A 23,681-nucleotide genomic window follows, 5' to 3' on the forward strand; every position below is an offset into this window, starting at 1 on the left:
GTTCGGTGCTCACGACGCGGCCCCGTTCCCGGTCGCCGCGTCGGCCTCCGCCGACTCCCGGCGCACCGTCACGACCCGCTGTCCCAGGGTCACCAGGGAGCCCACCGCGACGACCCACAGCGCGATCGGCAGCAGCACGTCGACGCCCGGCAGCCCGAACTTGTGCAGTCCGGCGACCCCGGCCGCGACCAGTGTGATGACGAGCCGCTCGGCCCTCTCGACCAGGCCGTTGACGGCGACCGGCAGCCCGATCGCCTCGCCGCGGGCCTTGGTGTACGAGACGACCTGACCGCTGGCGAGGCAGAAGATGGCGACCGCGCAGAGCACGTTGTCGTTGCCGTTGCCCGCGTACCAGAGGGCGAGCCCGCCGAAGATGCCCGCGTCGGCGACCCGGTCCAGCGTCGAGTCCAGGAACGCGCCCCATCGGCTGGACACCCCGGCCTGCCGGGCCATGTTCCCGTCGACGAGATCGGAGAAGACGAAGAGGGTGATGACGATGGTGCCCCAGAAGAACTCCCCGCGAGGGAAGAAGACCAGCGCACCCGCCATCACTCCGGCCGTACCGATGAGCGTGACCGCATCCGGACTCACTCCACGGCGGAGCAGGAACGCGGCAAAGGGTGTGAGGACACGCGTGAAGAATGCACGCGCGTACTTGTTCAGCATGGCCTTCCCGAGGGGTCGGATCGCCGAGCGGCCCCTATGGCCACCGGCTGGCCCATCGTAGCCACGACCACCCGGCTCCACCGCCGGGCACCCGCCCGCCGCCGTGTCCGTACGACAGATGGCGGCACCCCCGGCCGCCGCCCGGGGCCGTGACAACGCCCACACACGGCGGACCGGGGTATGGACGCACAGTGACCCGAGTGGAAAGCTCGAATGACCGCGGGCGTCATCGGTGCCGCCACGCCGCTGCGGCTCCCTCATGTCCGCGCCCCTTCTCCTCACCGTGCACATTTCCTCGGGAGGCCGGAAACCATGGGCGACAAGACCAATTCGAGCGCACACCCCGGAGCCGCCGGCAGGGCTCCAGGGGCCGACCACCCCGCATCCGTACGGAACGTGGTGCTGGTCGGCCACAGCGGATCGGGCAAGACCACACTGGTGGAGGCCCTCGCGCTGGCCGCGGGGGCGGTGAACCGGGCGGGCCGCGTCGAGGACGGGACCACCGTCTCCGACCACGACGACATCGAGCACCGCCAGCAACGCTCCGTACAGCTCTCCCTCGTCCCCGTCGAGTGGGACGGCATCAAGATCAACCTCCTGGACACCCCCGGCTACGCCGACTTCGTCGGGGAGCTGAGGGCCGGTCTGCGCGCGGCGGACGCGGCCCTCTTCGTCGTCTCGGCCTCCGACGGCGTCGACGGCGCCACCCGCATGGTGTGGGAGGAGTGCGCCGCCGTCTCCATGCCGCGGGCCATCGTGGTCACCCATCTGGAGGCGGCCCGCGCCAACTTCGAGTCCATGACCGACTTCTGCGCCGGCGCCTTCGGCGGCGACGACCCGGACGCCGTGCTCCCGCTCTACCTGCCGCTGTACGGCGACCACGGCCCCGACGGACACGCACCGGTCGCCGGCCTCCTCGGCCTGCTCTCGCAGAAGATCTACGACTACTCGTCGGGCGAGCGCAAGGAGCTCTCCCCCGACCCCACCCAGCTCCCGCGCATCGAGGCCGCCCGCGCCCGGCTCATCGAGGGGATCATCGCCGAGAGCGAGGACGAGTCCCTGATGGACCGCTACCTCGACGGCGAGGACATCGACCTCAAGACCCTCGTCGGCGATCTCGAACGGGCCGTCGCCCGCGGCACGTTCCACCCCGTGCTCGCCGCCGCGCCCGCCCCCGAGGGCAGCCGCCAGGGCCTGGGCACGGTCGAGCTCCTGGAGCTGATCACCGGCGGATTCCCGACCCCCGCCGAGCGCGAACTGCCCGCCGTCACCACCCCGCAGGGCCGGGCCGCTCCCCCGCTGACCTGCGACCCGGCGGGCCCGCTGGTCGCCGAGGTGGTCAAGACCGCCTCCGACCCGTACGTCGGCCGGATCTCCCTCGTACGCGTCTTCTCCGGCACGCTGCGCCCCGACGAGACGGTGCACATCTCCGGGCACGGTCTCGCCGACCGCGGCCACGAGGACCACGATCTCGACGAGCGGATCGGCGCCCTCTCCTCGCCCTTCGGCAAACAGCAGCGCACCCTCACCCACTGCATCGCGGGCGACCTCGCCTGCGTGGCCAAACTCACCCGTGCCGAGACCGGCGACACCCTCTCGGCCAAGGACGATCCGCTGCTCGTGGAGCCGTGGACGATGCCCGACCCGCTGCTGCCGCTCGCCATCCAGGCACACAGCAAGGCCGACGAGGACAAGCTCTCGCAGGGCCTGGCCCGGCTCGTCGCCGAGGACCCCACGATGCGCCTGGAACAGAACCAGGCCACCCGCCAGCTCGTCCTGTGGTGCCTGGGCGAGGCACACCGCGACGTCGCCCTGGAGCGGCTGCGTTCGCGGTACGGGGTGCGGGTCGACGCCGTCGCCCACAAGGTGTCGCTGCGCGAGACCTTCGGCGAGAAGGCCTCCGCGCGCGGCCGGCACGTCAAGCAGTCCGGCGGCCACGGCCAGTACGCCATCTGCGAGATCGACGTCGAACCGCTGCCGCCGGGCACGGGCATCGAGTTCGTGGACAAGGTGGTCGGCGGGGCGGTGCCGCGCCAGTTCATCCCGTCCGTCGAGAAGGGCGTACGCGCCCAGGCCGCCCGCGGTCTGGCCACCGGGTATCCGCTCGTCGACGTACGCATCACGCTGCGGGACGGGAAGGCGCACTCGGTGGACTCCTCCGACGCGGCGTTCCAGACCGCCGGCGCGCTGGCCCTGCGGGAGGCGGCCGCCGACGCCCGGATCGACCTCCTGGAGCCGGTCGCCAGGGTCACCGTCCTGGTCCCCGACCACTACGTCGGCCCGGTCATGAGCGATCTGTCCGGCCGGCGCGGCCGGGTCGTCGGCACCGAACAGGCGGGCCACGGCCGCACCCTGGTCCGCGCCGAGGTCCCCGAGGTCGAGATCGGCAGGTACGCCGTCGACCTCCGCTCCGTCTCGCACGGCACCGGCCGCTTCAGCCGTACGTACGCACGGCACGAGCCGATGCCGCCCCAGGTCGCGGGCAAAATCCGTGAACAGGAGCAAAACGAAGGCTAGTTGACCGATTTGCGGCGATGCCTCCCACCCCAAGTCCGCCCAAATCGCTTGCGGTGGGCGGCATTCCGCGCTCCCATGACGAACAGGACCACGAAGACTCCGCCGTCTCGATACGCTGTGACCCCAGCTCAGAAGGTGTGCGGGGCGCGGCAGTTGGGAACAGGCCGCAGTGCAGGACGCGCCGACCGCGACAAGCGGCGGCGCCGGGCAGTGTCGTACGGCGACGGTCGATGGGGGCGGTAGTGGCGGACTCGGGATTCGACTTCTCACCCGGTGCACAGGTACCGCTCCAGGGCTCGGCGGGACAGACGGCGGCCACGCACGCACTCGCCTCGGCGGCGTACCGGGACAGCCCGGTGGCCACGCTCCTCGACGCGAACAGCGAGTGGCACAAGTCCGAGGTGAAGAAGGGCAAGCTCTCCCTCTTCGAGCCCAACCTCGGCGAGGCCTTCTCGCGCGCCGTCCAGGTCCGCATGCTCGGCGGCGCCCGCAAGGCCCTCGTCCAGTCCTTCGGCACCGAACCGCAGACCATCGTCGAGCACTGCCTGGCCGCCACCAACATCCGCAAGTCCCGCGACACCAAGCTCACGTTCGTCATGGGCGTCTTCGGCCTGCTCTTCCTGCCCGGGCTGCTCCTGTGGCTGGCCGTCTTCCAGCTCCGCCGCACCATCGCGGGCGCCAAGGACAAGAAGTCCGGCGCCCTCAGCACCGTCCTGCTCGTCGCCTTCGGCGGCCTGGTCGTGATCTTCCTGATCAAGCTCCCCTTCAACGGCTTCCTCGGCATCTACCTGCGCGCCATGGTCGTCGCCCCCGTCATCGGCTGGCTCTGGGCCAAGCAGATCTGCGAATCCACCGCCCGGGACCTCCGCGAGCGCTGGTCCGCGCTCCTCTCAGGCGGCGGCATCGGCGCCAAGATCCCCGAGGCCGTCCCCAAGAGCCCGGGCGAGATCCACGCGGAGAACCTCCGGCAGGGCCTCGCCCGCCTCACCGCCGAGCAGCAGTCCAACTCGGTCTTCTACGCCGGCCCCAAGGGCATACTCGGCATGGGCACCCGCTGGGGCAGCTGGCAGCTCGCCGAGGAACTCAACCGGGCCGACCCCGACAAGGAGATCCACGGCTTCCGCAGCTGGGACGTCATCCGGGCCATCCACGACCAGCTCCGCATGCTGGAGCGCGGCCCCCTGCACACCGGCGGCTTCCCCACCCCCTCGGTCAAGCACTGGATCGTCGCCCCCGTCGGCGAGAACGCGGGCGAGATCAGCCGCCCCGAGGGCCAGGACGTCGACGCGTACCAGATCAAGAGCCACGAGATACAGCGCATCTGCAACGAGCAGCAGTTCGGTGCCGGGAACCGGCACTACCTGGGGGTCCAGTTCACCCTCTGGGACGGCCAGTTGGTGATCACCATGCTCATCTCGGTGACCGTCCTGCACGAAACCCTGCGCATCGAGGTCACCGGCCACGCGCTCGGCCCGGTGCACTCCCTCTTCACCTCGAAGCCGAAGCCGAAGACGGTGACGGTGAGCAAGCCGGTCAAGTTCTGGGAGACCACCGACCGGCAACTGCCGCTGATCGACTCCACCGAGGTGGTGCGTCTCAGCGTCCGCGCCCCGCTCACCTGGTTCCCGAACGTCCTGGACTTCTTCGGCGGCAAGCTCTCGCTGCCCGAGCCGTTCGGCCTGCGGCACGCCTGGGCGGAGAAGCCCTGGCGGCACCGCTTCATGGCCGACGACGCGATGCGCGCGGCGGCGCCGGTGCTGCGGGTGGTGCACGCCGCGGCCATCAAGGTCCTGGACGACCACGGAGTCGACACCGAGCGCTTCAAGGGGCGTTCGATGGTCCTCAGCGGCATGATCCAGGACCCGTCGCCGAACGACGCGTGAGCCGGGGCCGGTCCGGCGGATCCCCGTCCGGCGGATCCCCGTCCGGCCCGATCCGCCGGGCAGCCCCTAGGGCTGCTCGGGCCACACGTCGGCGAGCATCTTGCGCGTATCGGCAAGGAGTTGCGGCAGCACCTTGGTGTGCCCGACGACCGGCATGAAGTTGGTGTCCCCACCCCAGCGGGGCACCACGTGCTGGTGCAGGTGCGCGGCGATCCCGGCACCGGCCGCGGCGCCCTGGTTCATCCCGAGGTTGAAGCCGTGCGCCCCGGACGCCTTGCGCAGCGCGGTCATCGCCTTCTTGGTGAAGTCCGCGAGCTCGGCGGTCTCGGCGTCGTCCAGCTCGGTGTAGTCGGCGACGTGCCGGTACGGCAGGACCATCATGTGGCCGCCGTTGTACGGGTACAGATTCATGATCGCGAAGACGCTCGTACCGCGCGCGACGATCAGCGACTCCTCGTCGCTGTGCGCGGGAGCCACGCAGAAGGGGCAGCCGTCGTCGGACCCGGGTCCTGTCGGCTTGTTCTCACCCTGGATGTACGCGATCCGGTGGGGCGTCCACAGCCGCCCGAACCCGTCCGGCTCACCCACCGGTCCACTCTGCTGCTCCGGCTCAGTCGTCATGCGGAAAGCATAGGCGCACGACCTGGGGCGACGGCAGAGAGGGCAGCTCCTGACGGAACTGCCCTCTCGGACCCCCGCGTGAGCGGGAAGCGGAATCAGACCTGCACGCGACGCTCCACGACGTCGACGAGCTTCGCGAGCGCCTGATCGCGCGGAATCCCGTTCTCCTGCGACCCGTCGCGGTAACGGAAGGACACCGTGCCGGCCGCCATGTCCTCGTCACCGACGAGGATCATGAACGGAACCTTGGACTTCTGGTGCGTACGGATCTTCTTCTGCATGCGGTCGGACGAGGAGTCCACCTCCACCCGCAGCCCCTTCTTCTTCGCCTCGGCGGCGAACTCCTGAAGGTACGGGACGTGCCCGTCGCCGATCGGGATCCCGACCGCCTGCACCGGAGCCAGCCAGACCGGGAACGCGCCCGCGTAGTGCTCAAGGAGCACGCCGAAGAAGCGCTCGATCGACCCGAACAGCGCGCGGTGGATCATCACCGGCTGCTGCTTGGTGCCGTCCGCCGAGGTGTACTCAAGACCGAACCTGGCGGGCTGCTGGAAGTCCACCTGGATCGTCGACATCTGCCAGGACCGGCCGATCGCGTCCCGCACCTGCACCGAGATCTTCGGGCCGTAGAAGGCCGCCCCGCCCGGGTCGGGGACCAGCGGCAGCCCCTGCTTCTCGGCGGCCAGCCGCAGCGCCTCGGTGGCCTCCTCCCACTCCGCGTCCTCGCCGATGAACTTGTCGGACTCGGGGTCGCGGGTGGAGAGCTCCAGCTCGAAGTCGGTCAGACCGTAGTCGCGCAGCAGGTCCAGCACGAAGGTCAGCAGCGAGTCGAGCTCGCTCGGCATCTGCTCCTTGGTGCAGTAGATGTGCGAGTCGTCCTGCGTGAAGCCGCGCGAGCGGGTCAGCCCGTGCACCACGCCCGACTTCTCGTACCGGTACACGGTGCCGAACTCGAAGAGCCGCAGCGGCAGTTCACGGTAGGAACGTCCGCGCGCCTTGAAGATCAGGTTGTGCATCGGGCAGTTCATCGCCTTGAGGCGGTAGTTCTGCTCGTCGAACTGGACCGGCGGGAACATGCCGTCCGCGTAGTTCGGCAGGTGCCCCGAGGTCTCGAAGAGCTTCTCCTTCGAGATGTGCGGGGTGTTCACGAACTCGTAGTTCTCGTCCTCGTGCCGCTTGCGCGAGTAGCTCTCCATCTCCCGGCGGATGATGCCGCCCTTGGGGTGGAAGACGGCCAGGCCGGGGCCGATCTCCTCGGGGAAGGAGAACAGGTCCAGCTCCGCGCCCAGCTTGCGGTGGTCGCGCTTCTCGGCCTCGGCGAGGAACTCCAGGTACGCCTTGAGCTCGTCCTTGGTCGGCCACGCGGTGCCGTAGATCCGCTGGAGCTGCTTGTTCTTCTCGCTGCCGCGCCAGTAGGCGGCGGCCGAGCGCATCAGCTTGAAGACCGGAATGTTCCGGGTGGTCGGCAGGTGCGGGCCCCGGCAGAGGTCCGACCAGCACAGCTCGCCGGTCTTCGCGTCGAGGTTGTCGTAGATGGTCAGCTCGCCGGCGCCCACCTCGGCGTCCGCGCCGTCGGCGGCCTGGGCCGCGTTGCCCTTGAGGCCGATGAGCTCCAGCTTGTACGGCTCGTCGGCCAGCTCCACCTGGGCGGCTTCGTCGGTGGTCACCCGGCGCGAGAACTTCTGTCCCCGCTTCTGGATGACCTGCATCTGCTTCTCGATCGCCTTGAGGTCCTCCGGGGTGAAGGGCTTCTCGACGTCGAAGTCGTAGTAGAACCCGTCCTTGATGGGCGGGCCGATCCCCAGCTTCGCCTCCGGGAACAGCTCCTGCACGGCCTGCGCCATCACGTGCGCGGTCGAGTGCCGAAGGATGCTGAGGCCGTCCTCGGAGGTGATCTCGACCGGCTCGACCTCCTCGCCGTCCACGACCTCGTACGACAGGTCCTTCAGCTCACCGGCCACCCGGGCGGCGACGATCGAGCGCTCGCCGGCGAAGAGCTCGGCTGCCGTAGTGCCCGTCGTCACCACGCGCTCTTCCCGCTCGGAATCGCGTTGGATGAACACACGGACATCTGACACCGGTCTCTCCTGACTGAGGGGGGTACGTGCCTGTGGAAGCGGCACGCACCCGAATCGTACCGAGCGACCGGGCCCGCACGCGAAACGGTTAAGCGCACGCCCTCCGAACCCTCTCCCGCCGGGTCCCCTCATTCCTCCCCGCTGCACGCCTCCTCGAAGAAGTCCAGGTTCTCCTGCAGCGCCTTCATCAGCCGGTCCCGCTCCGCCTCGTCCACCTGGACGGGGGCGATCCCCGACGCCCCGGTCAGCCGCCGGAAGCCGCCCCGGCTCTCCAGCCGCCCCCGGACCTGGACGGGCAGCCCGACGAGATGCGCGTGCCCGGCGATCCGGTACGCCTCCTCGTCCAGCGCCGTCCGTACGTACGACACCTCGGCCCCCGCCAGTACCCGCAGCCGCACCGTGCCCCCGCCGCGCGGCGCCGACCTGCGCATCCGTACGACGGCGCCGGTGATCCGCACCGGTACGGACGGCTCGTCCCGCCGGTAGCGGGCGCCCGCCGAGCGCAGCGCGGGCAGGTCCCCCGGTGAGAACTCGACCACCTCCGGCCGGACCGCGCAGCCGGGCGGCACCCCGGCCGCCGGGGCCCAGGCCAGCGCGATCCTGGCGCCCTCCGAGCCCTGCACCAATGCGACGACCGCATCGGTCAGTTCATGGCTGACCCCTGCCTGCACCGCCGCGTCGAAGGCCTCCATGCCGCCGGTCGCCCGCTGGTAGTCGGCAGCCTCGCGGGCCGCGTGCAGCGCGTGGTGCAGCCGTACGACGGTGGAGCGCCCGGTCGCGACCGGCACGAAGGCGGTCAGCGTGCGCCCGCCCGTACCCGTCCCCACCAGCACTCCGTCCAGTGCCGTCTGCGCCTGCCGCCGGTGCCGCGCCCCGTAGTACCCGGCGCGGCCCCGCGCGGCGAGTGCCCCGGCGAGCAGCATCTGCCGGGCGGCCCCGCGCAGCTTCTCCTGGGCGGGCCAGGCGGCGGCCCCGGCCACTTCCTCCGGTACGTCCCGCGTCCAGCGGACCTCGTCGCTGGGTACGGCGAGCTGCACCAGCACCTCGCGCGCGGACGGCGCGGGGCAGCGTTCCAGGGCGGTCAGCGCTTCGCCGAGCAGGTCGTCGCTGTCGGGAAAGGCCCGCGATTCCGGTACGAGGAGGCTGGTCCCGCCGCCGGCGGGTCCCGGCGGGGTCCAGCGCGCGTAGCGTCCCGCGGCTCCCCCGCGCCGCCGCCAGCCGTGCCGGGCGAGCAGGGCGCCGAGGACGGCGGGGTCTACCTGCGCGGGTTCGGGCCCGCCGCCGTCCCAACTGCCCGCGGTCTCGCTCGGGTGCTCACGTCCGGAATCCTCGATCGGCCGGTACCGGTGCATCAGGGTTTCCCTCCCGCCCCGACGCGGCTCATGATCTCGCAGAGGGCTCGGTCGTCGAATATCCGTGAGGTGGGGACCCGCACGTTGGTCCTGTTCCGGCCGGTCACCGGGTGTCCGGCCAGATTGGTCCAGTAGCAGCAGTGCCGCAGGTCGAGCCGGTCGTGCCCGGCCCGCAGCCAGTCGTCCCGGTCCCTCGGCACCAGCATCACGACCAGGATCTTGTGCACCGACACGGGGGTCCGCGCCAGCTTCACCAGGTGGTCGTTGTCGAGGGTGAAGGAGAAGGCGGAGCCCGCCGGGTGCGGGGCGATCTGGTAGGTGCACTTGAGCTGGACCTTGATGGTCACTTCGTCGTCGATGGTGTGCACGGCGGACCCGTGGCTGACGTGCCAGTCGATTCCGTTGTCCGGAAACGGCTGGGAGAGCGAGCAGCCGGCGGCTGCCGCGACCGCGTGCAGATAGCCCACCTGGAGGGTCTCCATGCAGGCGGTGGTGGCGAGTGCGCCCCGCAGCGGATGTTCCGGCTGGGAGATCCGCTCGGGCAGCAGCCCGCCCGGTTCGGGCTGCGTGAGCGCCATGGCTGACGTGTGCCTTCCGGGCCGTGCCGATCAGAGAGGGGTGCCACGGGCCGTCAACTTCCAGGCCCGTCACCTGTGTTGTCTCCGTACGGCTTATGACATAAACGGCCCGGGTATCACCGCTTCGGGCAGAAAGCGCACCGGGTCCATCCGCGAGGCACGCCATCTGCCGGGAGCTCAAGAGGAGTTGGGACATGACGTGTTGGTACGAGGGGCCCCTGGCGGCCTTTGACACGGAGACGACGGGCGTGGACGTGGAGGGCGACCGGATAGTCTCGGCGGCCCTCGTGGTGCAGGACACGGCGGGAGCACGGTTTCGCGCCACCCGCTGGCTGATCAACCCGGGCGTCCCGGTCCCGCCGGAGGCCACCGGGATACACGGGCTGACCGACGAGCACCTGCAGCGCAACGGCCGGTGGCCGTCGCCCGTGGTGGAGGAGATCGCGCGGGCCCTGGCGGAGCAGTGCGCGGCGGGCCGGCCGCTGGTCATCATGAACGCACCGTTCGATCTGACCATGCTGGACCGGGAGTTGAGGCGGCACCGGGCGTCGCCGCTCTCCCGCTATCTGGAGGCCAGGCCGCTGTACGTACTGGACCCGCGGGTCCTGGACAAGCACCTGGACCGGTACCGCAAGGGCCGCCGCACCCTGACCGACCTGTGCGCGCACTACGGCGTGGAGCTGGACGGGGCGCACGACGCGGCGGCGGACGCGACGGCCTCACTGGCGCTGGTACGGGCCGTGGGCAGGCGGTTCTCGTCCCGGCTCGAACGGCTGTCGCCCGCCGAGCTGCACACTCTCCAGGCGGTGTGGCACGCGGCCCAGGCGCGCGGCCTGCAGGCGTGGTTCGCGCGCAACGGTTCGGAGGAAGCAGTGGACCCGGCGTGGCCGCTGCGCCCGGAGCTGCGGGCCGAGGCGGCCTGAGGCCGCTCGGGGCGGGGCGTCCGCGGCCCTGCCGGGATTCAGGAGGCGGAGCGCTTCATCGCGACGAGTCCGGCCGTCGCCGCGAGACCGACGGCACCCGCCACCACGCTGAGCACGACCTGGAAGACGCCGTCCACCTCGGAGCTGAGAAAGCCGTTGGCGGCCACGGCGGCCGCCAGCAGCATCCACAGCAGCGCTTTGACCATGGTGTTGTCCATCGGGCAGGGCTCCTCTTGATCGGTACGGGATGTCCGTGTACCGGCCACGCTAGGAAGATCGCGGGGACAGGACCAGGGAGCCCGCCCCCCTGTCGGGGGTGGGGCCAGCTACACCTCGCACGCCCTCCGGCACGCAAAAGGCCGGTCCGTCAATGACGGACCGGCCTTTCCCAGGTGGGCGATACTGGGTTCGAACCAGTGACCCCTTCGGTGTGAACGAAGTGCTCTCCCACTGAGCTAATCGCCCGGGAACGGGTTGAACCATACAGCGCTTTTCCGGTTGGTTTCAAACCGCGAGTGCGGCGGCCGCCCCCTTGCGCCCGGCACGCATCATCAGCGCGTGGTTGGCGAGGAAGGCGGGGCGCCCCGGGACGGCGAGCCGGCGCAGCAGCGGCTTGTGCACGTCGACGACTTGCTCGTAGCGGGCGCGGGTTCCGGTGCCGTACGGCAGGACCGTCCAGCGCACCCAGCCCTCCAGGTCGCCCGTCATGGCGATCTCCAGGACCCCGGAGACCGGATCGCGCCGCAGCGCGCGTGCGGTGACCAGCAGGTCGTACGGGAGGAAGGACCGGAAGCGGGCGGTGCCGGTGCGGTCGTCGAGCGGGGTCACCTCGCGCACCTGCGGCCACCAGCCCGGGTATTCCTCGGCGCGTTCCAGGAGCGCGTAGACGTCCTCGGGCGGGGCGGGCAGTTCCCAGACGCTGCGGAAGCGGTAGTGGCACCAGTCCATGGGACAAGTCTGCGGGTGCACGGGCGTACTCACCCCGTGTCCGCCACACCTGAGTAGCCATTTTGAGTATCCGCGCGCATGTACCGGCGCCCGTCGGCCGCCCAGACTCGCGGCATGAGACACGTTCCGCCTCTCGCGCCGGCCGACGAGCTGGTGCTCCTCGACCGCGAGCTGGCCCAACTCGACGCGCGCAAGCACCAGTTGCTGCTCCGCCGCGCGTGGCTGCTGCAGATCCTGCGCACGCCGGCCGCGACCCCGCCCCGCACGCCCTGGCAGCAGACGCCCCGGTCGCGCGCCACGACCCCCACCGCCCCCTCCCCTTCCGCCACCTCCACCCACAGCGCGCAGAACGTGCTGCTGGCTCTCGGCGGGATCCTCCTCGCGGTCGCGGCGCTGGCGTTCACCCTGGTCGGCTGGGGGCAGTTGGGCATCGCGGGACGTTCCGCCGTACTGGGCCTGGTGACGCTGGCCGCGCTGGCCGCACCCGCGCTCCTGGTCCGGCGCGGGCTGGTGGCGACGGCGGAATCGGTCGGCGTACTCGCCCTCCTCCTGACGGTCCTGGATGCGTACGCGCTGCACGAGGTCGCGTTCGAGGACGCCGGCGGCACGGCGTACACCGCGGTGGCCGCGGCCCTCCTCGCCCTCCTCTGGGCGTCGTACGGCCGCTTCGTCCCCCGCCTCCGCACCCCCTTCCCGGCCGCCCTCCTGGCCGCCCAACTCCCCCTCCCCCTCTGGGTGTTGGCGCACTCCACCACACAGCTCCCCTTCTCCTGGGCGCTGCTGGCAACGGCAGCCCTGGACACGGCCGCAGCGGTCCGGATCCTTGGCCGCAGGACAGCCCCCACCACCTCCGCGAGCCCCACGACGGCCGGGACACCCGCCTCCCCGGACACACCGCCGACGGGCCCGACGGGAACGCCCCCGGCGGCTGCGGCGGATCCGGAAGCCCCGGCGAGCCCGACAGCTCCGGCAGCTCCGGCAGCTCCGGCAGCTCCAGCGGGCCTTTCCGGCCCGACAGGCCCGGCGACTCCGGCAGGCCCGGCAGCTCCGGCCGCCACGGCAGGTCCGGCTCCCGCCACCGCTCCCCCCGTTGGCCGCGCCGCCCAGCTCGCCCGTGCCCTCGCCCCGGTCGGCGTTCTCGCGGCCGTCTGCGCCTGGGCGGCCGGGGGTTACGCCCTGCTGGCCGCCCTCGTCATGTCCGTGGACGCGGCGACGGCCGCCGAAGCCCTCCCGCCGTCCGGTCTGCTCCTCGCGTGCGCCGCCCTCGCCCTGGCCGCCTCCCTCCGCCGCCCGCAGCTCGCGACGGCGTTGGTGGCGGGCCTGGCGCTGATCGCCGCCACGGCGGGCCCGGTGCGCCCGGCACTCCCCCTCGCCTGGACGGCCCCCGCATACCTCCTCTGCGCACTCACCGTTCTGGCACTGTCCACGGCACGCACTGCGCGCCTCTCCCGTCTCCCCCGTCCCGTCCGGCACGGCCTGGCCGCGTCGGCCGCGGTGGTCGGTGCGGGCGCGGTCCTCTCGACGGTTCCCGCGCTGGTCCTGACCGTGCTGTCGGGACCGGCCTCCCGGGCCGCCGCCCCGTGGCAGGGCCTGCCCGCCACCCTCCGTGCGACGGTGGACCTCGACGTGCCCTGGCACGCCCTCGCCACGGCCCCGCTGGTGCTGCTCCTCACGGCGGCGGCCCTCGCCGTGCTGCACCGCCGCTCCCCGCACCCCGCGACAGCGGTCGGCACGGTCCTGCTGACCACCGCCGCCGCCCTCCTGCTGCCGGCCTCCCTGAACCTGCCCTATGCGGCCGCGCTCTGCCTGTACGTCGCCTTGACCGCGGCCGCGCTGACCCTGGCCGCCCTCGCCCCGGCCCCCGCGCCGACGGCCGGCGCTCCCGGGCTCCGTACCGCCTTCTCGTACGCGGCCCTGGGCGCCGGTGCCGTCACGGCCGGCGCGGTGTCGTGCCTGGCACTGGCCTCCCGGGGGACCACCTTCGCGGTGTTCGGCGCGCTGCTGCTCCTCTTCGCGGCGCTGGCCGTACGCACCCCGGCCCCGGCCGTCCGGGCGGTGGGCGCCGTCGCCGCCGTCGGGTACGCGACCGGTCTGGCCTGCGCGTCGGCCGCCGCCCTCGCCCTCCCTCCGCACCAGGCCGCGCTGCTGGTCCTCGCGGTGCCCGCAGCGGTCGCCCTCCTCGCGGTGCGCGTGCACAGCGTCCCGGCCGAGATCGCCGCCACTGCCCCCGCGCTGCTCGCCGTCGGCCTCGCCGCGGGTCACGCGCCGATGCTGTCGCTGGTGCTCGCCCTGTGCGGGGTGATCGCGGCAGGGACCGCGGTACGCCCCGGTCGCCGGGCGGTCGGCTGGGCGGCCGGCGCCCTGTTCCTGCTGGCCACCTGGGTGCGGCTCGCGGCCTCCGGCGTCGGCGAGCCGGAGGCGTACACGCTGCCGGTGACGGTGCTGGCGCTCGCCGTGGGGGTGCTGCGCCGCCGCCGCGACCCGCAGGCGTCCTCCTGGACCGCGTACGGCCCGGGCCTGGCCGCGACCCTGCTGCCGAGTCTCGCCGCCGCCTGGGCCGACCCGTACTGGCTGCGTCCGCTGCTGCTGGGCCTCACGGCGCTCGTGGTGACGCTGCTGGGCGCCCGGCACCGGCTCGGTGCCCCGCTGCTGCTCGGCGGCGCCGTCCTGTCCCTGGTCGCGCTGCACGAGCTCGCGCCGTACGTCGTCCAGGTGGTCGGGGCGCTGCCGCGCTGGCTGCCGCCCGCGCTGGCCGGTCTGCTGCTGCTCGCGGTGGGCGCCACGTACGAACAGCGTCTGCGCGACGCCCGCCGGCTGCGCGAGCGGCTGGGCCGCCTGCACTGACCCGCCGCCCGGGGCTCCGGCCCCGGGCCCGGGCCCGGCGACGACGACGGGGGAAACGACAGCGGCCCGAGAGACTGATGAAAGTCTCTCGGGCCGCTGTTCCCGGGTGGGCGATACTGGGTTCGAACCAGTGACCCCTTCGGTGTGAACGAAGTGCTCTCCCACTGAGCTAATCGCCCGGGCACAGACAGAACATTACCGCATGTCAGCGCGTGCCCCCGACCACTTTTCAGGTCGCTCCCGGGTCTTCACTCATTGATCTTCCAGGGCATCACGATGCCGAACTTCCAGACGTAGATCCCGACCAGTACGGCGATGATCACCAGCCCGATCGTGGTGAGGATGATGTTCCGCCGCCGCACCTTCGGGTCGAGCGCCTTCTGCGCCGCCTCGGTGAGCTTCCGCTTCGTCCAGCGCATCACCAGCTGCGCCCACACGAACTCGGTCGCCCAGATCGCCATGCCGCCGAAGATCACCACCCAGCCGGGGCCCGGCAGCGGCAGCATGATGATGCCCGCGATCACGACCGCGAGGCCGACGACGAAGACTCCGACCTGCCAGCTGAGGTGGAGCGTCCTGCGCGCCTGGATGTACTGCGGCGCACGCGATCCGAGCCCTCGCTCGTCGGTGGCGCCCCCCGTAGCGGGACCGGTCGTCGTCGCCGCGACATCCCTGTCCCGTCCGTCACTCTCCGCATTCATGAGCGCCAACCTACCCGAGCGCGCCCCTTCACCGGAATAGCCGTAGGGGTCAACCCCGGGCTCGGCCGTACGAGCGACCTCATGAAGCTCAAAACACTCATAAGGGTTTACAACGGCACTGGAGGTGGCATGTCGATTTCGCCGACGTGCGAATCCCCGAGCGCACACTGAGCGAAAGGCCCTGGCGCTTATGAACACCACGGTCAGCTGCGAGCTGCACCTGCGCCTCGTTGTGTCGAGCGAGTCATCACTGCCTGTACCCGCGGGCCTGCGGTACGACACGGCCGATCCCTATGCCGTGCATGCCACCTTCCACACCGGAGCCGAGGAAACGGTCGAGTGGGTCTTCGCCCGCGATCTCCTCGCCGAGGGCCTGCACCGGCCCACCGGAACCGGCGACGTCCGAGTCTGGCCGTCCCGGAGCCACGGTCAGGGCGTTGTCTGCATCGCCCTGAGCTCACCGGAGGGCGAGGCCCTGCTCGAAGCCCCGGCGCGGGCGCTTGAGTCGTTCCTGAAGAGGACGGATGCCGCAGTGCCACCCGGCACTGAACACCGGCACTTCGACCTCGACACGGAGCTCTCTCACATCCTGGCGGAAAGCTGAGCCAGGTCGAGAGTCGTTCATCGCCGTCCGACTCGGGGCGACGGCGCGGGACGGACAACCTCATAGGGACAACTTCATAGGGCAGGCACCGGCGCCGTCGTCGCGGAATCCACCGCGGCGGCGGCGCCGCTGCGTCCACCCCCTCCGGCTGTCCACCCCCTCCGACTAGAGTCGGCCAGCATCGGCGGGCACCGGCCCGCAGCAGGCCAGGGAGCCAAACGTGCTGATCCCCCACGACACCCGGAAAGCCCTCGACGTCGTCGTCGACCTGGTGAACACCGCGCCGGAGAGCGAGCCGTCCGACCGCCTGACGGACGTCGAGGCGCTGAGCGCCTTCGCACGGCTCCACGACGTCAGCGACGTGGGCAGGCTCGGCGCGGACGACCTGCGGGCCGTACGGGCCGTGCGGGCGCGCTTCGCGGAGGTGTTCGAGGCGCCCGACCCCCGGGCCGCCGCCGAGCTCATCAACCAGCTGGTGGCAGCGGCCGGCACGACGCCCCGGCTGACCGACCACGACGGCTTCGACTGGCACGTGCACTACTTCGCGCCCGGCGCCTCCATGGCGGACCACCTGGCGGCGGACTGCGGGATGGCGCTGGCCTTCTTCGTGGTCTCGGGCGAGCAGGAGCGGCTGCGGCGCTGCGAGGCGCCGGACTGCCGGCACGCGTTCGTCGACCTGTCGCGCAACCGGTCGCGGCGCTACTGCGACAGCCGCACCTGCGGGAACCGGCTGCACGTGGCGGCGTACCGGGCGCGGCGTAAGGAAGCCTCCGGCTGAGCGGCGCCGGGCCGGGCGACGGGGGTCCTGGCCGCGTCGGTCCAGGCCGTTTCCGTCCGGTCCTGGTCAGTCCAGGAAGAGGTCATGGACCGCTCCCATCATGAGCAGCGAGCCGATCAACGCGAGGAAGATCATCAAGGGCGGCTGGGAGAGCGCGAAGAGGCACCCGCGCGCTTCTTCGTCGGGGGCGGGTGCGGTGCCTTCGTCGGCAGAGGTCTGGAGCATCTCGGGGCGATGATGACGCAGCCCGGTGGTACGGAATGACCAACACGCCCACCATCGGCGGCAGTTCGTTGGATTCCGTGTCATTCCACAATCGCTCCGGTGTCCGAGCCGCCGGGCCCACGGGGCCAGGACCGCCCGGACTCCGGATCAGATCCCGTGCTTCTTCAAAATCGCCTCGATGTCGGAGAAGTCCTCGTCGGCCGCCTTCTTCGGCTGCTTGGCGGCGGGGGCCGGTGCCGGTGCGGCCGCGGGGGGCGCCGCCTTGCGGCCGGCACCGAGCGAGGGTGCCGAAGCGGCCGGGGCGACCGCCTCGCGCTGCGCCGCCTTCGCGGCCTTGCGCTCCTTGCGGGTCCCGCCGGTGCGCCGCTCGACGGCCCGGGTCGTCATGAACAGCAGCCAGGCCAGTCCGAGCACGCCGAAGCCCGCCCACACGACCGGCTTGAAGACCATGCCGGAGATCCAGCCCACGGCCCCGGTCATGACCAGGCCCACGGGTACCAGCGAGTAGGCCGCCAGCCTGGTCGCGGCGAGGAAGCGCTTGCGGTACGCGGTGATCGCGGCGATGCCCAAACCGGCGGCGGACACCGCCGAGCAGACGGTCTCGACCAGCAGCATCGGTCCTCCAGCGGTGGAAAGTACGGTCCCCTCCATCCTGCACCGCCCGCACCGGGTGCGGCCATCCTCGGGCCCGGTCTCAGGGAGATCTCCGGGGTGCACTCCTCCCCAGGTCCCGGTTGGGGCCGCCGGCGTACGACTGGGAGACTGGCTCCATGAGCAACCCCTCTCCCGTCTCCCCCGGCTCCCCCGTCGTCCTCGACGTCTGGTGCGAGCTCCAGTGCCCCGACTGCCACACCGCCCTCACCGACCTCGCCGCGCTGCGGGCCCGGTACGGCGACCGGCTCGACGTGCGGCTGCGGCACTTCCCGCTGGAGAAGCACCGGCACGCGTACGACGCGGCGCAGGCCGCCGAGGAGGCGTTCGAGCAGGGCAAGGGCTGGGCGTACGTCGAGGCCGTGCTCGGCCGTACGGAGGAACTGGGCGACCGCGGCCAGCAGCTCCTCCTCGACGTGGCGCGCGAACTCGGCCTGGACGCCGAGGAGTTCGACACCGCACTGATCGACGGCCGGCACCTGCTGATCGTCGACGCCGACCAGGCGGAGGGCAAGGCGATCAAGGTGAAGGGCACGCCGACGTACGAGATCGGCGGGCAGCTCCTCGACGCCAGCAAGGACCAGTCGGGGGTGCGGGAGCGCATCGAGGAGATCGCCGACCGGCTGCTGGCCGAACAGAACGGCTGACGCGACGGCGGGCGGCTAGAGCAGCTGCTTGTAGGTGTACAGCGACGTCGTGCGGTAGCCGAGGGATTCGTAGAGGCGCAGCGCCGGGGTGTTTCCGGCGAAGACGTGCAGGCCGATCCTGGTGTCGCCGGCCCGCAGCGCGATCCGCTCGGCCAGCGTCATCAGGGCCCGCCCGTACCCCCTGCCGCGCTGCTCCTCGACGACCTCGACGTCGAAGACGAAAGCGACCCGCTCGCCGGGGGCGATCTCGTGCCGTCCGAGCCACAGCAGGCCGACGGGCGCGCCGTCGTGCAGGAGGTGGCTGATCCAGGTGTGCGGGGTGGCGAGGCCCGCGGGCAGGAAGTTGCGCTCGCTGGCCTCGGACTTGGCGCGGGCCTGCTCGGCGGTGAAGCCCTGGTCGAGCCAGCTCTGCGCGAAGCTCGCCGTCTCCTTCAGCCGCCAGGCGTCGTACTCGCTCTGCGTCAGGGGGCGGACCGTCCCGCGGGCGGGCAGGGCGGGCGGTTCGGACGGCAGGGTCTTGAGCATGTTGCGGCTGCGTTCGACGTAGCCGAGGGCCGTCGCCAGCTGCCGTGCGGGCTCGGCGTCCGCCGGTACGGAGACGGTGACCTGGTCGCAGCCCCAGCCGCGCAGCACCTCCTCCGCGGCGAGGGCGGCCACCGTGCCGCGGCCCCGGCGGCGGTCCGCCTCGTCGATCCGGAGCGCGGTTATCCGGCCGACCTTGGTACCGAAGTCGGGCACGGTCTCGATGTGTGCGGTGCCGACGGGGCGGCTGTTCACACAGACCTCGTAGTGGCGCGAGCGCGCGCCCTTGTCACTGAGCTGGAGCGGCCCGGTCGGCCGTAGGGTCGTGGTCATCACGGGAGTTGTACCCCCACCGGGCCCGCTCGTCATCACGTTTTACGGGTCGAGGTCGTCACCCGCGCGCTCGTCGAAGACGCGCATCGCCTTGGCGGTCACCGGTCCCGGCGCGCCCGGCAGCTCGCGCCCGTCGACCCGGCGGACGGCCTGCACGTCGCGCAGGGTGGAGGTCAGGAAGATCTCCTCGGCCCGCTCCAGCACGTCGAACGGGAGGTCGGCCTCCTGAGCGCCGGTCCACTCGACGGCGAGCGCCCGGGTGATGCCCGCCAGGCAGCCGGAGGCGACCGGCGGGGTGAGGAGCTGTCCGTCGAGGACGACGAAGACATTGGATCCGGTGCCCTCGCAGAGCTGTCCGACGGTGTTCGCGAACAGGGCCTCGGAGGCGCCGTGTTCGCGTGCGCGGGCGAGTGCGACGACGTTCTCGGCGTACGAGGTGGTCTTCAGCCCGGCCAGGGCGCTGCGCTCGTTGCGCGTCCAGGGAACGGTCACGACTGCGGTGGCGTCGGGGCGGCGGGCGGTTTCGCCGAGGGCGACGATCAGCGTCGGGGCGGCGTCGCCGCGGTCCGAGCCGAGCGGGGAGATGCCGCCGGTGTACGTGATGCGCAGCCGGCCGAGAGGCATCGGGTTGGCGTCCAGGACGGCGGCACAGGCGCGGCGGACCTCGTCGAGGTCCGGGTCGGGCAGGCCGAGGCCGCGGGCGGAGGCGGTGAGCCGGTTCAGGTGGCGGGTGACCGCGAAGGCCTTCCCGTCCGTCGCCCTCATCGTCTCGAAGACGCCGTCGCCCACGGTCATCCCGTGGTCGAGGACGGAGACGCGGGCCGCGTCGGCGTCGACCAGTGCCCCATTGACCCAAAGCTTCATGACGTGGCCTTCTCTCTCACTGTTACCTCGTACGCGCTGTCACCTCGTACGCACCCGACGCTACCGCGAGCAGTCTGGACGCCTTGAGTTCGGTCTCGGCCCACTCCCGCTCGGGGTCGGAACCCCAGGTGATGCCCGCCCCCGTACCGAAGCGCAGGAAGGGTCCGCCCGGCGCCGTGCGGTCGATCCAGAAGGTGCGGATGCCCACGGCCAGCTCACCGGTGCCGCGGTCGGCGTCGACCCAGCCGATGCCGCCGCAGTAGGGGCCGCGCGGTGCGGTCTCCAGCGCCTCGATGATCTTCAGCGCGCTGGCCTTGGGGGCGCCGGTGACGGAGCCGGGCGGGAAGGTGGCGGCCAGCAGTGCGCCCCAGCCCTGCCCGGCGGCCAGCTCGGCCCGCACGGTGGAGACGAGGTGGACGAGGCCGGGGTGCGGCTCGACCTCGCAGAGCTGCGGGACGGTGACGGAGCCGGTGACGGCGACGCGGCCCAGGTCGTTGCGGACCAGGTCGACGATCATCACGTTCTCGGCGTGGTCCTTCTCCAGGAGGTCCGCCGCCGTCCTCCCCGTCCCCTTGATCGGCCCGGACTCCACGAGCTTGCCGTCGCGCCGCAGATACAGCTCGGGGGACGCGGTGGCTATCTCCACGCCGTGCGCGGGCAGCCGGATCGTTCCTGCGTACGGGGCCGGGTTGCCGCGGGCGAGCAGCGCGGTCAGGGCGTCGACGTCCGCGCCGGGGTCGACGGGCGCGCTCAGCACCCGGCAGAGGTTGGCCTGGTAGACCTCCCCCTTCGCGATGTGCTCGCGTACGGCGCGTACGCCCGCCGTGTACGCGGCGCGGTCCAGCGAGGACGTCCAGCCGGTGGGGGCGGGGCCCCGCCAGGCGCCGGGGACGGGGGGCGGCACCGGTTCCGTACGGACGTCGCCGAAGCGGGCGCAGACGAGGCGGCCTTCGAAGTCGGCGGCGACGGCCCAGAAGCCGGTGGAGTCGAGGGCCGCCGGATCGCTGGTGACGTCACGCAGATCGGAGGCGACCAGGCCGCCGAAGCGGGCCAGAGAGGGGAGGTCGGACACGGCGCCGAGTCTATGGCGGGGACGGGGCCGCCACCTGCGGGCGCGAGGGCGCCGGAGACAGCGCAGCACGCTGCACAAACGCGTTTTTGTGCTGGCCCAGGAATCCGCTAGAGTTCAACACGTCGCCGGGACACGCAAGTGAAACGGAACAGACAAGCGGACGTAGCTCAGCTGGTAGAGCACCACCTTGCCAAGGTGGATGTCGCGAGTTCGAATCTCGTCGTCCGCTCGATAGTGAGGGAATCATCCCGATACCCTTGCTGCACGCTCCTGGTGGAGTGGCCGAGAGGCGAGGCAACGGCCTGCAAAGCCGTCTACACGGGTTCAAATCCCGTCTCCACCTCCAAGCGCGATTAGCTCAGCGGGAGAGCGCTTCCCTGACACGGAAGAGGTCACTGGTTCAATCCCAGTATCGCGCACGCAGCACAACCGAAGATCCGGTCCGCAAGGGCCGTCCCGCGCGATTAGCTCAGCGGGAGAGCGCTTCCCTGACACGGAAGAGGTCACTGGTTCAATCCCAGTATCGCGCACGCAGCACCAGGCAGTATCAGCAGTACGACGCAAGATCCGGTCCGCAAGGATCGTCCCGCGCGATTAGCTCAGCGGGAGAGCGCTTCCCTGACACGGAAGAGGTCACTGGTTCAATCCCAGTATCGCGCACCGCAGTTGAAGCCCCCGGCCGGATTCGGTCGGGGGCTTCTTCGTGTGTACCGGGTGTCGTGTGTGCGGCTGTCGTGCGTACCGGTGTCGTGCGTACCGGTGTCGTGTGTGCCGCTCCCCCGCCGTCAGCCGGTGAAGAGCTGAGTGGCCTTGCGGATGAGTTCGTACAGGCCGTAGGCGAAGGGCAGCAGGACCCACAGCCAGACGGTGACGGCGAGGGCCCTGGGGCTACGGCTGCTGGGCTGCATGGGCTGGGGTTCCTTCCGCGGAGGGCTGCGGCTCGTGGAAGCGCGGGTGGACGGGACGTACGAGCTCGTTGGCGACGAAGCCCACCAGGAGCAGGCCGATCATGATGTACATCGAGGTCGTGTAGAGGCTGGGCCCGCTGTGGCCCGCCTGCTCCTGGCTGTCGGCGACCCGGTTGACGATCAGCGGGCCGAGAACGCCCGCGGTCGACCAGGCGGTGAGCAGGCGGCCGTGGATGGCGCCGACCTGGTAGGTGCCGAAGAGGTCCTTGAGGTACGCGGGCACGGTGGCGAAGCCGCCGCCGTAGAAGGACAGGATCACCAGCGCGCAGACGATGAAGAGGGGCTTGGAGTCATTGCCGAAGTGGGCGATGACGAGGTACATCAGCGCGCCGACGCCGAGGTAGACGCGGTACATGGACTTGCGGCCGATGAGGTCGGAGGTGGAGGCCCAGAGAATGCGGCCGGTCATGTTCGCGAGGGAGAGCAGAGCGACGAAGCCCGCCGCCGCGGAGGCCGAGACGGGGGTGGGGGTGCTCGCGAAGTAGTCCTTGATCATGGGAGCGGCTTTTTCGAGGATGCCGATGCCGGCGGTGACGTTCAGGCACAGGACCACCCACAGGCACCAGAACTGCGGGGTGCGCAGGGCGTTGCGGGCCGATACGTCGGCGGTGGTGATCAGGGCGCGGGGCTTGGTGCTGGGCTGCCATCCGTCCGGTTTCCAGCCCGGGGGCGGGACGCGGACCAGCAGAACGCCGAGCGACATGAAGACGGCGTAGGCGAGTCCCATCACGAGGAAGGTGGTGGCGATGCCGGAGCTGCTGTCCGGTGCGTCGCCGCCGAAGGATTCGAGCAGCTGGGACGACCAGGGCGAGGCGATGAGGGCGCCGCCGCCGAAGCCCATGATGGCGATGCCGGTGGCCATGCCCGGCCTGTCGGGGAACCACTTCATGAGGGTGGAGACCGGGGAGATGTAACCGATTCCCAGGCCGATGCCGCCGACGAAGCCGTAGCCGAGGACGATCAGCCAGTACTGGCTCGTGGCTGCGCCGACGGCGGAGATCAGGAAGCCGGAGGAGAAGCAGACGAGGGAGACGAACATGGCCCAGCGGGGGCCGTTGCGCTCGACCAGCGTGCCGCCGAACGCGGCGGACAGGCCGAGCATGACGATGCCCAGCTGGAAGGGGAGGGCGCTCTGGGTGCCGGAGAGGTCGAGCGACGATTCGAGCGGGGGCTTGAACACGCTCCAGGCGTAGGCCTGGCCGATGGAGAGGTGGACGGAGAGAGCCGCGGGCGGCACCAGCCAGCGGCTCCAGCCGGGCGGGGCGACGGTCCGGGACCTGTCGAGGAAGGTCATGGGGCCGAACCCTAGGGAGGGGAAGGGGGGTTGGGCCAGGCGCCCGGGCCGGGGGTGTGGTTTTTGCCCGGCCCGGTGGGGTCCGGCCCGGCCTGGTGGGCCCTGCCCGGTGGGCCCGGCCCGGTGGGCCCTGCCCGCCCGGTGGGCCCTGCCCGCCCGGTGGGCCCTGCCCGCCCGGTGGGGCTGCGGGCGTCAGGAGGAGAAGAGCATCCGGCCGAAGCCCTTCTGGCGGTGGTGGCTGCCGTAGTGGCTGCCGTGACTCCCGTGGCCGCCATGCCCACCGTGGCCGCCGTGCTGCGGGGCGCCCCAGGCGGGGGCCGGGGCGGCGGGGTACGCCTGCGGCGGTGCGGGCGGCGGTGCCTGCTGGGACCACTGGGCCTCCATGCGGGTCAGCGACTCCAGCTCGCCGTAGTCCAGGAAGATGCCGCGGCAGGCGCTGCACTGCTCGATCTGGACGCCGTTGCGGTTGTACGTGTGCATGGGGGCGTGGCACTTGGGACAGTGCATGGTCGTCTCACTCCTCGGAGTCGGTGCGGTGGGGCCGGTGGGGCCCGGGGGCGAATCCTGGCCCTGAGTTCTGGTTCTGGTTCTGGTGCACCGCACGGATGCATT

Annotated in this window: 23 protein-coding genes and 7 tRNA genes; 12 read left to right on the forward strand and 18 right to left on the reverse strand. The window is 71.5% G+C overall.

Going from position 1 to position 23,681, the window contains the following annotated elements; translation table 11 throughout:
• Nucleotides 1–9: 9 nt before the first annotated feature.
• Nucleotides 10–666: a phosphatidylinositol phosphate synthase gene (gene pgsA / locus ACH4SP_RS40300; protein ID WP_362425409.1), complete on the reverse strand. Its 657-nt coding sequence runs from the start codon at nt 664–666 to the stop codon at nt 10–12.
• 312 nt (nt 667–978) lie between these two features.
• Here pgsA and ACH4SP_RS40305 point away from each other — a divergent pair, with 312 nt between their 5' ends.
• Nucleotides 979–3,183, forward strand: coding sequence for an elongation factor G-like protein EF-G2 (locus tag ACH4SP_RS40305; RefSeq protein ID WP_398423088.1), 2,205 nt, complete (start codon nt 979–981; stop codon nt 3,181–3,183).
• A gap of 242 nt (nt 3,184–3,425) precedes the next feature.
• The gene (locus tag ACH4SP_RS40310; RefSeq protein ID WP_398423090.1) at nt 3,426–5,066 is read left to right on the forward strand and encodes a hypothetical protein; all 1,641 of its coding nucleotides are present in this window, start codon (nt 3,426–3,428) and stop codon (nt 5,064–5,066) included.
• 66 nt (nt 5,067–5,132) lie between these two features.
• Here ACH4SP_RS40310 and ACH4SP_RS40315 read toward each other — a convergent pair whose 3' ends face one another.
• The 4 genes from ACH4SP_RS40315 to ACH4SP_RS40330 form a co-directional block, all read right to left on the reverse strand.
• Nucleotides 5,133–5,687 carry an HIT family protein gene (locus ACH4SP_RS40315; protein ID WP_398423092.1) on the reverse strand — a complete coding sequence of 185 codons (555 nt, stop codon included), beginning with the start codon at nt 5,685–5,687 and terminating at the stop codon, nt 5,133–5,135.
• A gap of 95 nt (nt 5,688–5,782) precedes the next feature.
• A complete protein-coding gene (gene thrS, locus ACH4SP_RS40320) occupies nt 5,783–7,765 on the reverse strand; it encodes a threonine--tRNA ligase (RefSeq protein ID WP_398423094.1) in 1,983 nt (660 codons plus the stop codon).
• A gap of 128 nt (nt 7,766–7,893) precedes the next feature.
• Nucleotides 7,894–9,117: a hypothetical protein gene (locus tag ACH4SP_RS40325; RefSeq protein WP_398423096.1), complete on the reverse strand. Its 1,224-nt coding sequence runs from the start codon at nt 9,115–9,117 to the stop codon at nt 7,894–7,896.
• A complete protein-coding gene (locus ACH4SP_RS40330; protein ID WP_398423098.1) occupies nt 9,117–9,695 on the reverse strand; it encodes a DUF4365 domain-containing protein in 579 nt (192 codons plus the stop codon). The genes ACH4SP_RS40325 and ACH4SP_RS40330 overlap by 1 nt, the downstream gene beginning before the upstream one ends.
• Nucleotides 9,696–9,889: 194 nt before the next feature.
• On the opposite strand from ACH4SP_RS40330, the gene ACH4SP_RS40335 reads away from it, so the two are divergent.
• Entirely contained in the window at nt 9,890–10,618 is a 729-nt protein-coding gene (locus tag ACH4SP_RS40335) for a 3'-5' exonuclease (RefSeq protein WP_398423100.1), read from the forward strand.
• A 38-nt stretch (nt 10,619–10,656) separates the two neighbouring features.
• On the opposite strand, the gene ACH4SP_RS40340 is transcribed toward ACH4SP_RS40335, so the two are convergent.
• The 3 genes from ACH4SP_RS40340 to ACH4SP_RS40350 form a co-directional block, all read right to left on the reverse strand.
• The gene (locus tag ACH4SP_RS40340; protein WP_398423102.1) at nt 10,657–10,836 is read right to left on the reverse strand and encodes a hypothetical protein; all 180 of its coding nucleotides are present in this window, start codon (nt 10,834–10,836) and stop codon (nt 10,657–10,659) included.
• Nucleotides 10,837–11,011: 175 nt separating this feature from the next.
• Nucleotides 11,012–11,083 (reverse strand) — tRNA-Val (locus ACH4SP_RS40345).
• 39 nt (nt 11,084–11,122) lie between these two features.
• On the reverse strand, nt 11,123–11,566 hold the full coding sequence (locus tag ACH4SP_RS40350; protein ID WP_398423104.1) for an SRPBCC family protein: 444 nt from the start codon (nt 11,564–11,566) through the stop codon (nt 11,123–11,125).
• Nucleotides 11,567–11,680: 114 nt separating this feature from the next.
• On the opposite strand from ACH4SP_RS40350, the gene ACH4SP_RS40355 reads away from it, so the two are divergent.
• Nucleotides 11,681–14,410, forward strand: coding sequence for an SCO7613 C-terminal domain-containing membrane protein (locus tag ACH4SP_RS40355; protein ID WP_398423106.1), 2,730 nt, complete (start codon nt 11,681–11,683; stop codon nt 14,408–14,410).
• Between the two features lie 107 nt (nt 14,411–14,517).
• Here the strand turns inward: ACH4SP_RS40355 and ACH4SP_RS40360 are convergent.
• Together ACH4SP_RS40360 and ACH4SP_RS40365 are read right to left on the reverse strand one after the other, a co-directional pair.
• A tRNA-Val gene (locus ACH4SP_RS40360) sits at nt 14,518–14,589 on the reverse strand.
• A 69-nt stretch (nt 14,590–14,658) separates the two neighbouring features.
• Nucleotides 14,659–15,111, reverse strand: coding sequence for a TIGR02611 family protein (locus ACH4SP_RS40365; protein WP_398423108.1), 453 nt, complete (start codon nt 15,109–15,111; stop codon nt 14,659–14,661).
• A gap of 190 nt (nt 15,112–15,301) precedes the next feature.
• Between ACH4SP_RS40365 and ACH4SP_RS40370 the strand changes: the two genes are divergently transcribed.
• Entirely contained in the window at nt 15,302–15,715 is a 414-nt protein-coding gene (locus ACH4SP_RS40370) for an SsgA family sporulation/cell division regulator (protein ID WP_003959770.1), read from the forward strand.
• Between the two features lie 220 nt (nt 15,716–15,935).
• On the forward strand, nt 15,936–16,493 hold the full coding sequence (locus ACH4SP_RS40375) for a CGNR zinc finger domain-containing protein (RefSeq protein WP_398423110.1): 558 nt from the start codon (nt 15,936–15,938) through the stop codon (nt 16,491–16,493).
• 66 nt (nt 16,494–16,559) lie between these two features.
• Here the strand turns inward: ACH4SP_RS40375 and ACH4SP_RS40380 are convergent, their stop codons facing one another.
• Both ACH4SP_RS40380 and ACH4SP_RS40385 read right to left on the reverse strand, forming a co-directional pair.
• Nucleotides 16,560–16,718 carry a hypothetical protein gene (locus ACH4SP_RS40380; protein ID WP_398423112.1) on the reverse strand — a complete coding sequence of 53 codons (159 nt, stop codon included), beginning with the start codon at nt 16,716–16,718 and terminating at the stop codon, nt 16,560–16,562.
• A gap of 147 nt (nt 16,719–16,865) precedes the next feature.
• Nucleotides 16,866–17,330, reverse strand: coding sequence for a hypothetical protein (locus ACH4SP_RS40385; RefSeq protein WP_398423163.1), 465 nt, complete (start codon nt 17,328–17,330; stop codon nt 16,866–16,868).
• A 158-nt stretch (nt 17,331–17,488) separates the two neighbouring features.
• Here ACH4SP_RS40385 and ACH4SP_RS40390 point away from each other — a divergent pair, with 158 nt between their 5' ends.
• Nucleotides 17,489–18,016 (forward strand): DsbA family protein, encoded by a 528-nt coding sequence (locus ACH4SP_RS40390; protein WP_398423114.1) that lies wholly within the window; start codon nt 17,489–17,491, stop codon nt 18,014–18,016.
• A gap of 15 nt (nt 18,017–18,031) precedes the next feature.
• Here ACH4SP_RS40390 and ACH4SP_RS40395 read toward each other — a convergent pair whose 3' ends face one another.
• The 3 genes from ACH4SP_RS40395 to ACH4SP_RS40405 are packed head-to-tail and all read right to left on the reverse strand — an operon-like array spanning nt 18,032 to nt 20,807.
• Nucleotides 18,032–18,871, reverse strand: coding sequence for a GNAT family N-acetyltransferase (locus ACH4SP_RS40395; protein ID WP_398423116.1), 840 nt, complete (start codon nt 18,869–18,871; stop codon nt 18,032–18,034).
• A 42-nt stretch (nt 18,872–18,913) separates the two neighbouring features.
• Nucleotides 18,914–19,735 carry an aminotransferase class IV gene (locus tag ACH4SP_RS40400; protein WP_398423118.1) on the reverse strand — a complete coding sequence of 274 codons (822 nt, stop codon included), beginning with the start codon at nt 19,733–19,735 and terminating at the stop codon, nt 18,914–18,916.
• Nucleotides 19,736–19,757: 22 nt separating this feature from the next.
• Complete coding sequence (locus ACH4SP_RS40405; RefSeq protein ID WP_398423120.1) at nt 19,758–20,807, reverse strand: chorismate-binding protein; 1,050 nt, start codon at nt 20,805–20,807, stop codon at nt 19,758–19,760.
• A gap of 156 nt (nt 20,808–20,963) precedes the next feature.
• On the opposite strand from ACH4SP_RS40405, the gene ACH4SP_RS40410 reads away from it, so the two are divergent.
• From ACH4SP_RS40410 to ACH4SP_RS40430, 5 genes are all read left to right on the forward strand, one after another.
• Nucleotides 20,964–21,036 (forward strand) — tRNA-Gly (locus tag ACH4SP_RS40410).
• 43 nt (nt 21,037–21,079) lie between these two features.
• Nucleotides 21,080–21,153 (forward strand) — tRNA-Cys (locus ACH4SP_RS40415).
• A gap of 1 nt (nt 21,154) precedes the next feature.
• Nucleotides 21,155–21,226: transfer RNA gene (locus ACH4SP_RS40420), tRNA-Val, on the forward strand.
• Nucleotides 21,227–21,265: 39 nt separating this feature from the next.
• A tRNA-Val gene (locus ACH4SP_RS40425) sits at nt 21,266–21,337 on the forward strand.
• A 58-nt stretch (nt 21,338–21,395) separates the two neighbouring features.
• A tRNA-Val gene (locus ACH4SP_RS40430) sits at nt 21,396–21,467 on the forward strand.
• A gap of 125 nt (nt 21,468–21,592) precedes the next feature.
• Here the strand turns inward: ACH4SP_RS40430 and ACH4SP_RS40435 are convergent.
• The 3 genes from ACH4SP_RS40435 to ACH4SP_RS40445 form a co-directional block, all read right to left on the reverse strand.
• Nucleotides 21,593–21,715 (reverse strand): hypothetical protein, encoded by a 123-nt coding sequence (locus tag ACH4SP_RS40435; RefSeq protein ID WP_398423122.1) that lies wholly within the window; start codon nt 21,713–21,715, stop codon nt 21,593–21,595.
• Nucleotides 21,696–23,069 (reverse strand): OFA family MFS transporter, encoded by a 1,374-nt coding sequence (locus ACH4SP_RS40440; RefSeq protein WP_398423124.1) that lies wholly within the window; start codon nt 23,067–23,069, stop codon nt 21,696–21,698. Before ACH4SP_RS40440 ends, ACH4SP_RS40435 begins: the two co-directional genes overlap by 20 nt.
• A 192-nt stretch (nt 23,070–23,261) precedes the next feature.
• Nucleotides 23,262–23,576, reverse strand: coding sequence for a zf-TFIIB domain-containing protein (locus tag ACH4SP_RS40445; protein WP_398423126.1), 315 nt, complete (start codon nt 23,574–23,576; stop codon nt 23,262–23,264).
• Nucleotides 23,577–23,681 lie beyond the last annotated feature (105 nt).

The organism is Streptomyces sp. NPDC021093 (genome assembly GCF_044333135.1).
Classification (GTDB): domain Bacteria; phylum Actinomycetota; class Actinomycetes; order Streptomycetales; family Streptomycetaceae; genus Streptomyces.

Bases quoted from the DNA above. Each gene is read 5' to 3' on its own strand.
- pgsA (WP_362425409.1), bottom strand. From the start codon at position 666: ATGCTGAACAAGTACGCGCGTGCATTCTTCACGCGTGTCCTCACACCC.
- ACH4SP_RS40305 (WP_398423088.1), top strand. From the start codon at position 979: ATGGGCGACAAGACCAATTCGAGCGCACACCCCGGAGCCGCCGGCAGG.
- ACH4SP_RS40315 (WP_398423092.1), bottom strand. From the start codon at position 5,687: ATGACGACTGAGCCGGAGCAGCAGAGTGGACCGGTGGGTGAGCCGGAC.
- ACH4SP_RS40325 (WP_398423096.1), bottom strand. From the start codon at position 9,117: ATGCACCGGTACCGGCCGATCGAGGATTCCGGACGTGAGCACCCGAGC.
- ACH4SP_RS40330 (WP_398423098.1), bottom strand. From the start codon at position 9,695: ATGGCGCTCACGCAGCCCGAACCGGGCGGGCTGCTGCCCGAGCGGATC.
- ACH4SP_RS40335 (WP_398423100.1), top strand. From the start codon at position 9,890: ATGACGTGTTGGTACGAGGGGCCCCTGGCGGCCTTTGACACGGAGACG.
- ACH4SP_RS40340 (WP_398423102.1), bottom strand. From the start codon at position 10,836: ATGGACAACACCATGGTCAAAGCGCTGCTGTGGATGCTGCTGGCGGCC.
- ACH4SP_RS40350 (WP_398423104.1), bottom strand. From the start codon at position 11,566: ATGGACTGGTGCCACTACCGCTTCCGCAGCGTCTGGGAACTGCCCGCC.
- ACH4SP_RS40355 (WP_398423106.1), top strand. From the start codon at position 11,681: ATGAGACACGTTCCGCCTCTCGCGCCGGCCGACGAGCTGGTGCTCCTC.
- ACH4SP_RS40365 (WP_398423108.1), bottom strand. From the start codon at position 15,111: ATGAATGCGGAGAGTGACGGACGGGACAGGGATGTCGCGGCGACGACG.
- ACH4SP_RS40370 (WP_003959770.1), top strand. From the start codon at position 15,302: ATGAACACCACGGTCAGCTGCGAGCTGCACCTGCGCCTCGTTGTGTCG.
- ACH4SP_RS40380 (WP_398423112.1), bottom strand. From the start codon at position 16,718: ATGCTCCAGACCTCTGCCGACGAAGGCACCGCACCCGCCCCCGACGAA.
- ACH4SP_RS40390 (WP_398423114.1), top strand. From the start codon at position 17,489: ATGAGCAACCCCTCTCCCGTCTCCCCCGGCTCCCCCGTCGTCCTCGAC.
- ACH4SP_RS40395 (WP_398423116.1), bottom strand. From the start codon at position 18,871: ATGACCACGACCCTACGGCCGACCGGGCCGCTCCAGCTCAGTGACAAG.
- ACH4SP_RS40400 (WP_398423118.1), bottom strand. From the start codon at position 19,735: ATGAAGCTTTGGGTCAATGGGGCACTGGTCGACGCCGACGCGGCCCGC.
- ACH4SP_RS40435 (WP_398423122.1), bottom strand. From the start codon at position 21,715: ATGCAGCCCAGCAGCCGTAGCCCCAGGGCCCTCGCCGTCACCGTCTGG.
- ACH4SP_RS40440 (WP_398423124.1), bottom strand. From the start codon at position 23,069: ATGACCTTCCTCGACAGGTCCCGGACCGTCGCCCCGCCCGGCTGGAGC.
- ACH4SP_RS40445 (WP_398423126.1), bottom strand. From the start codon at position 23,576: ATGCACTGTCCCAAGTGCCACGCCCCCATGCACACGTACAACCGCAAC.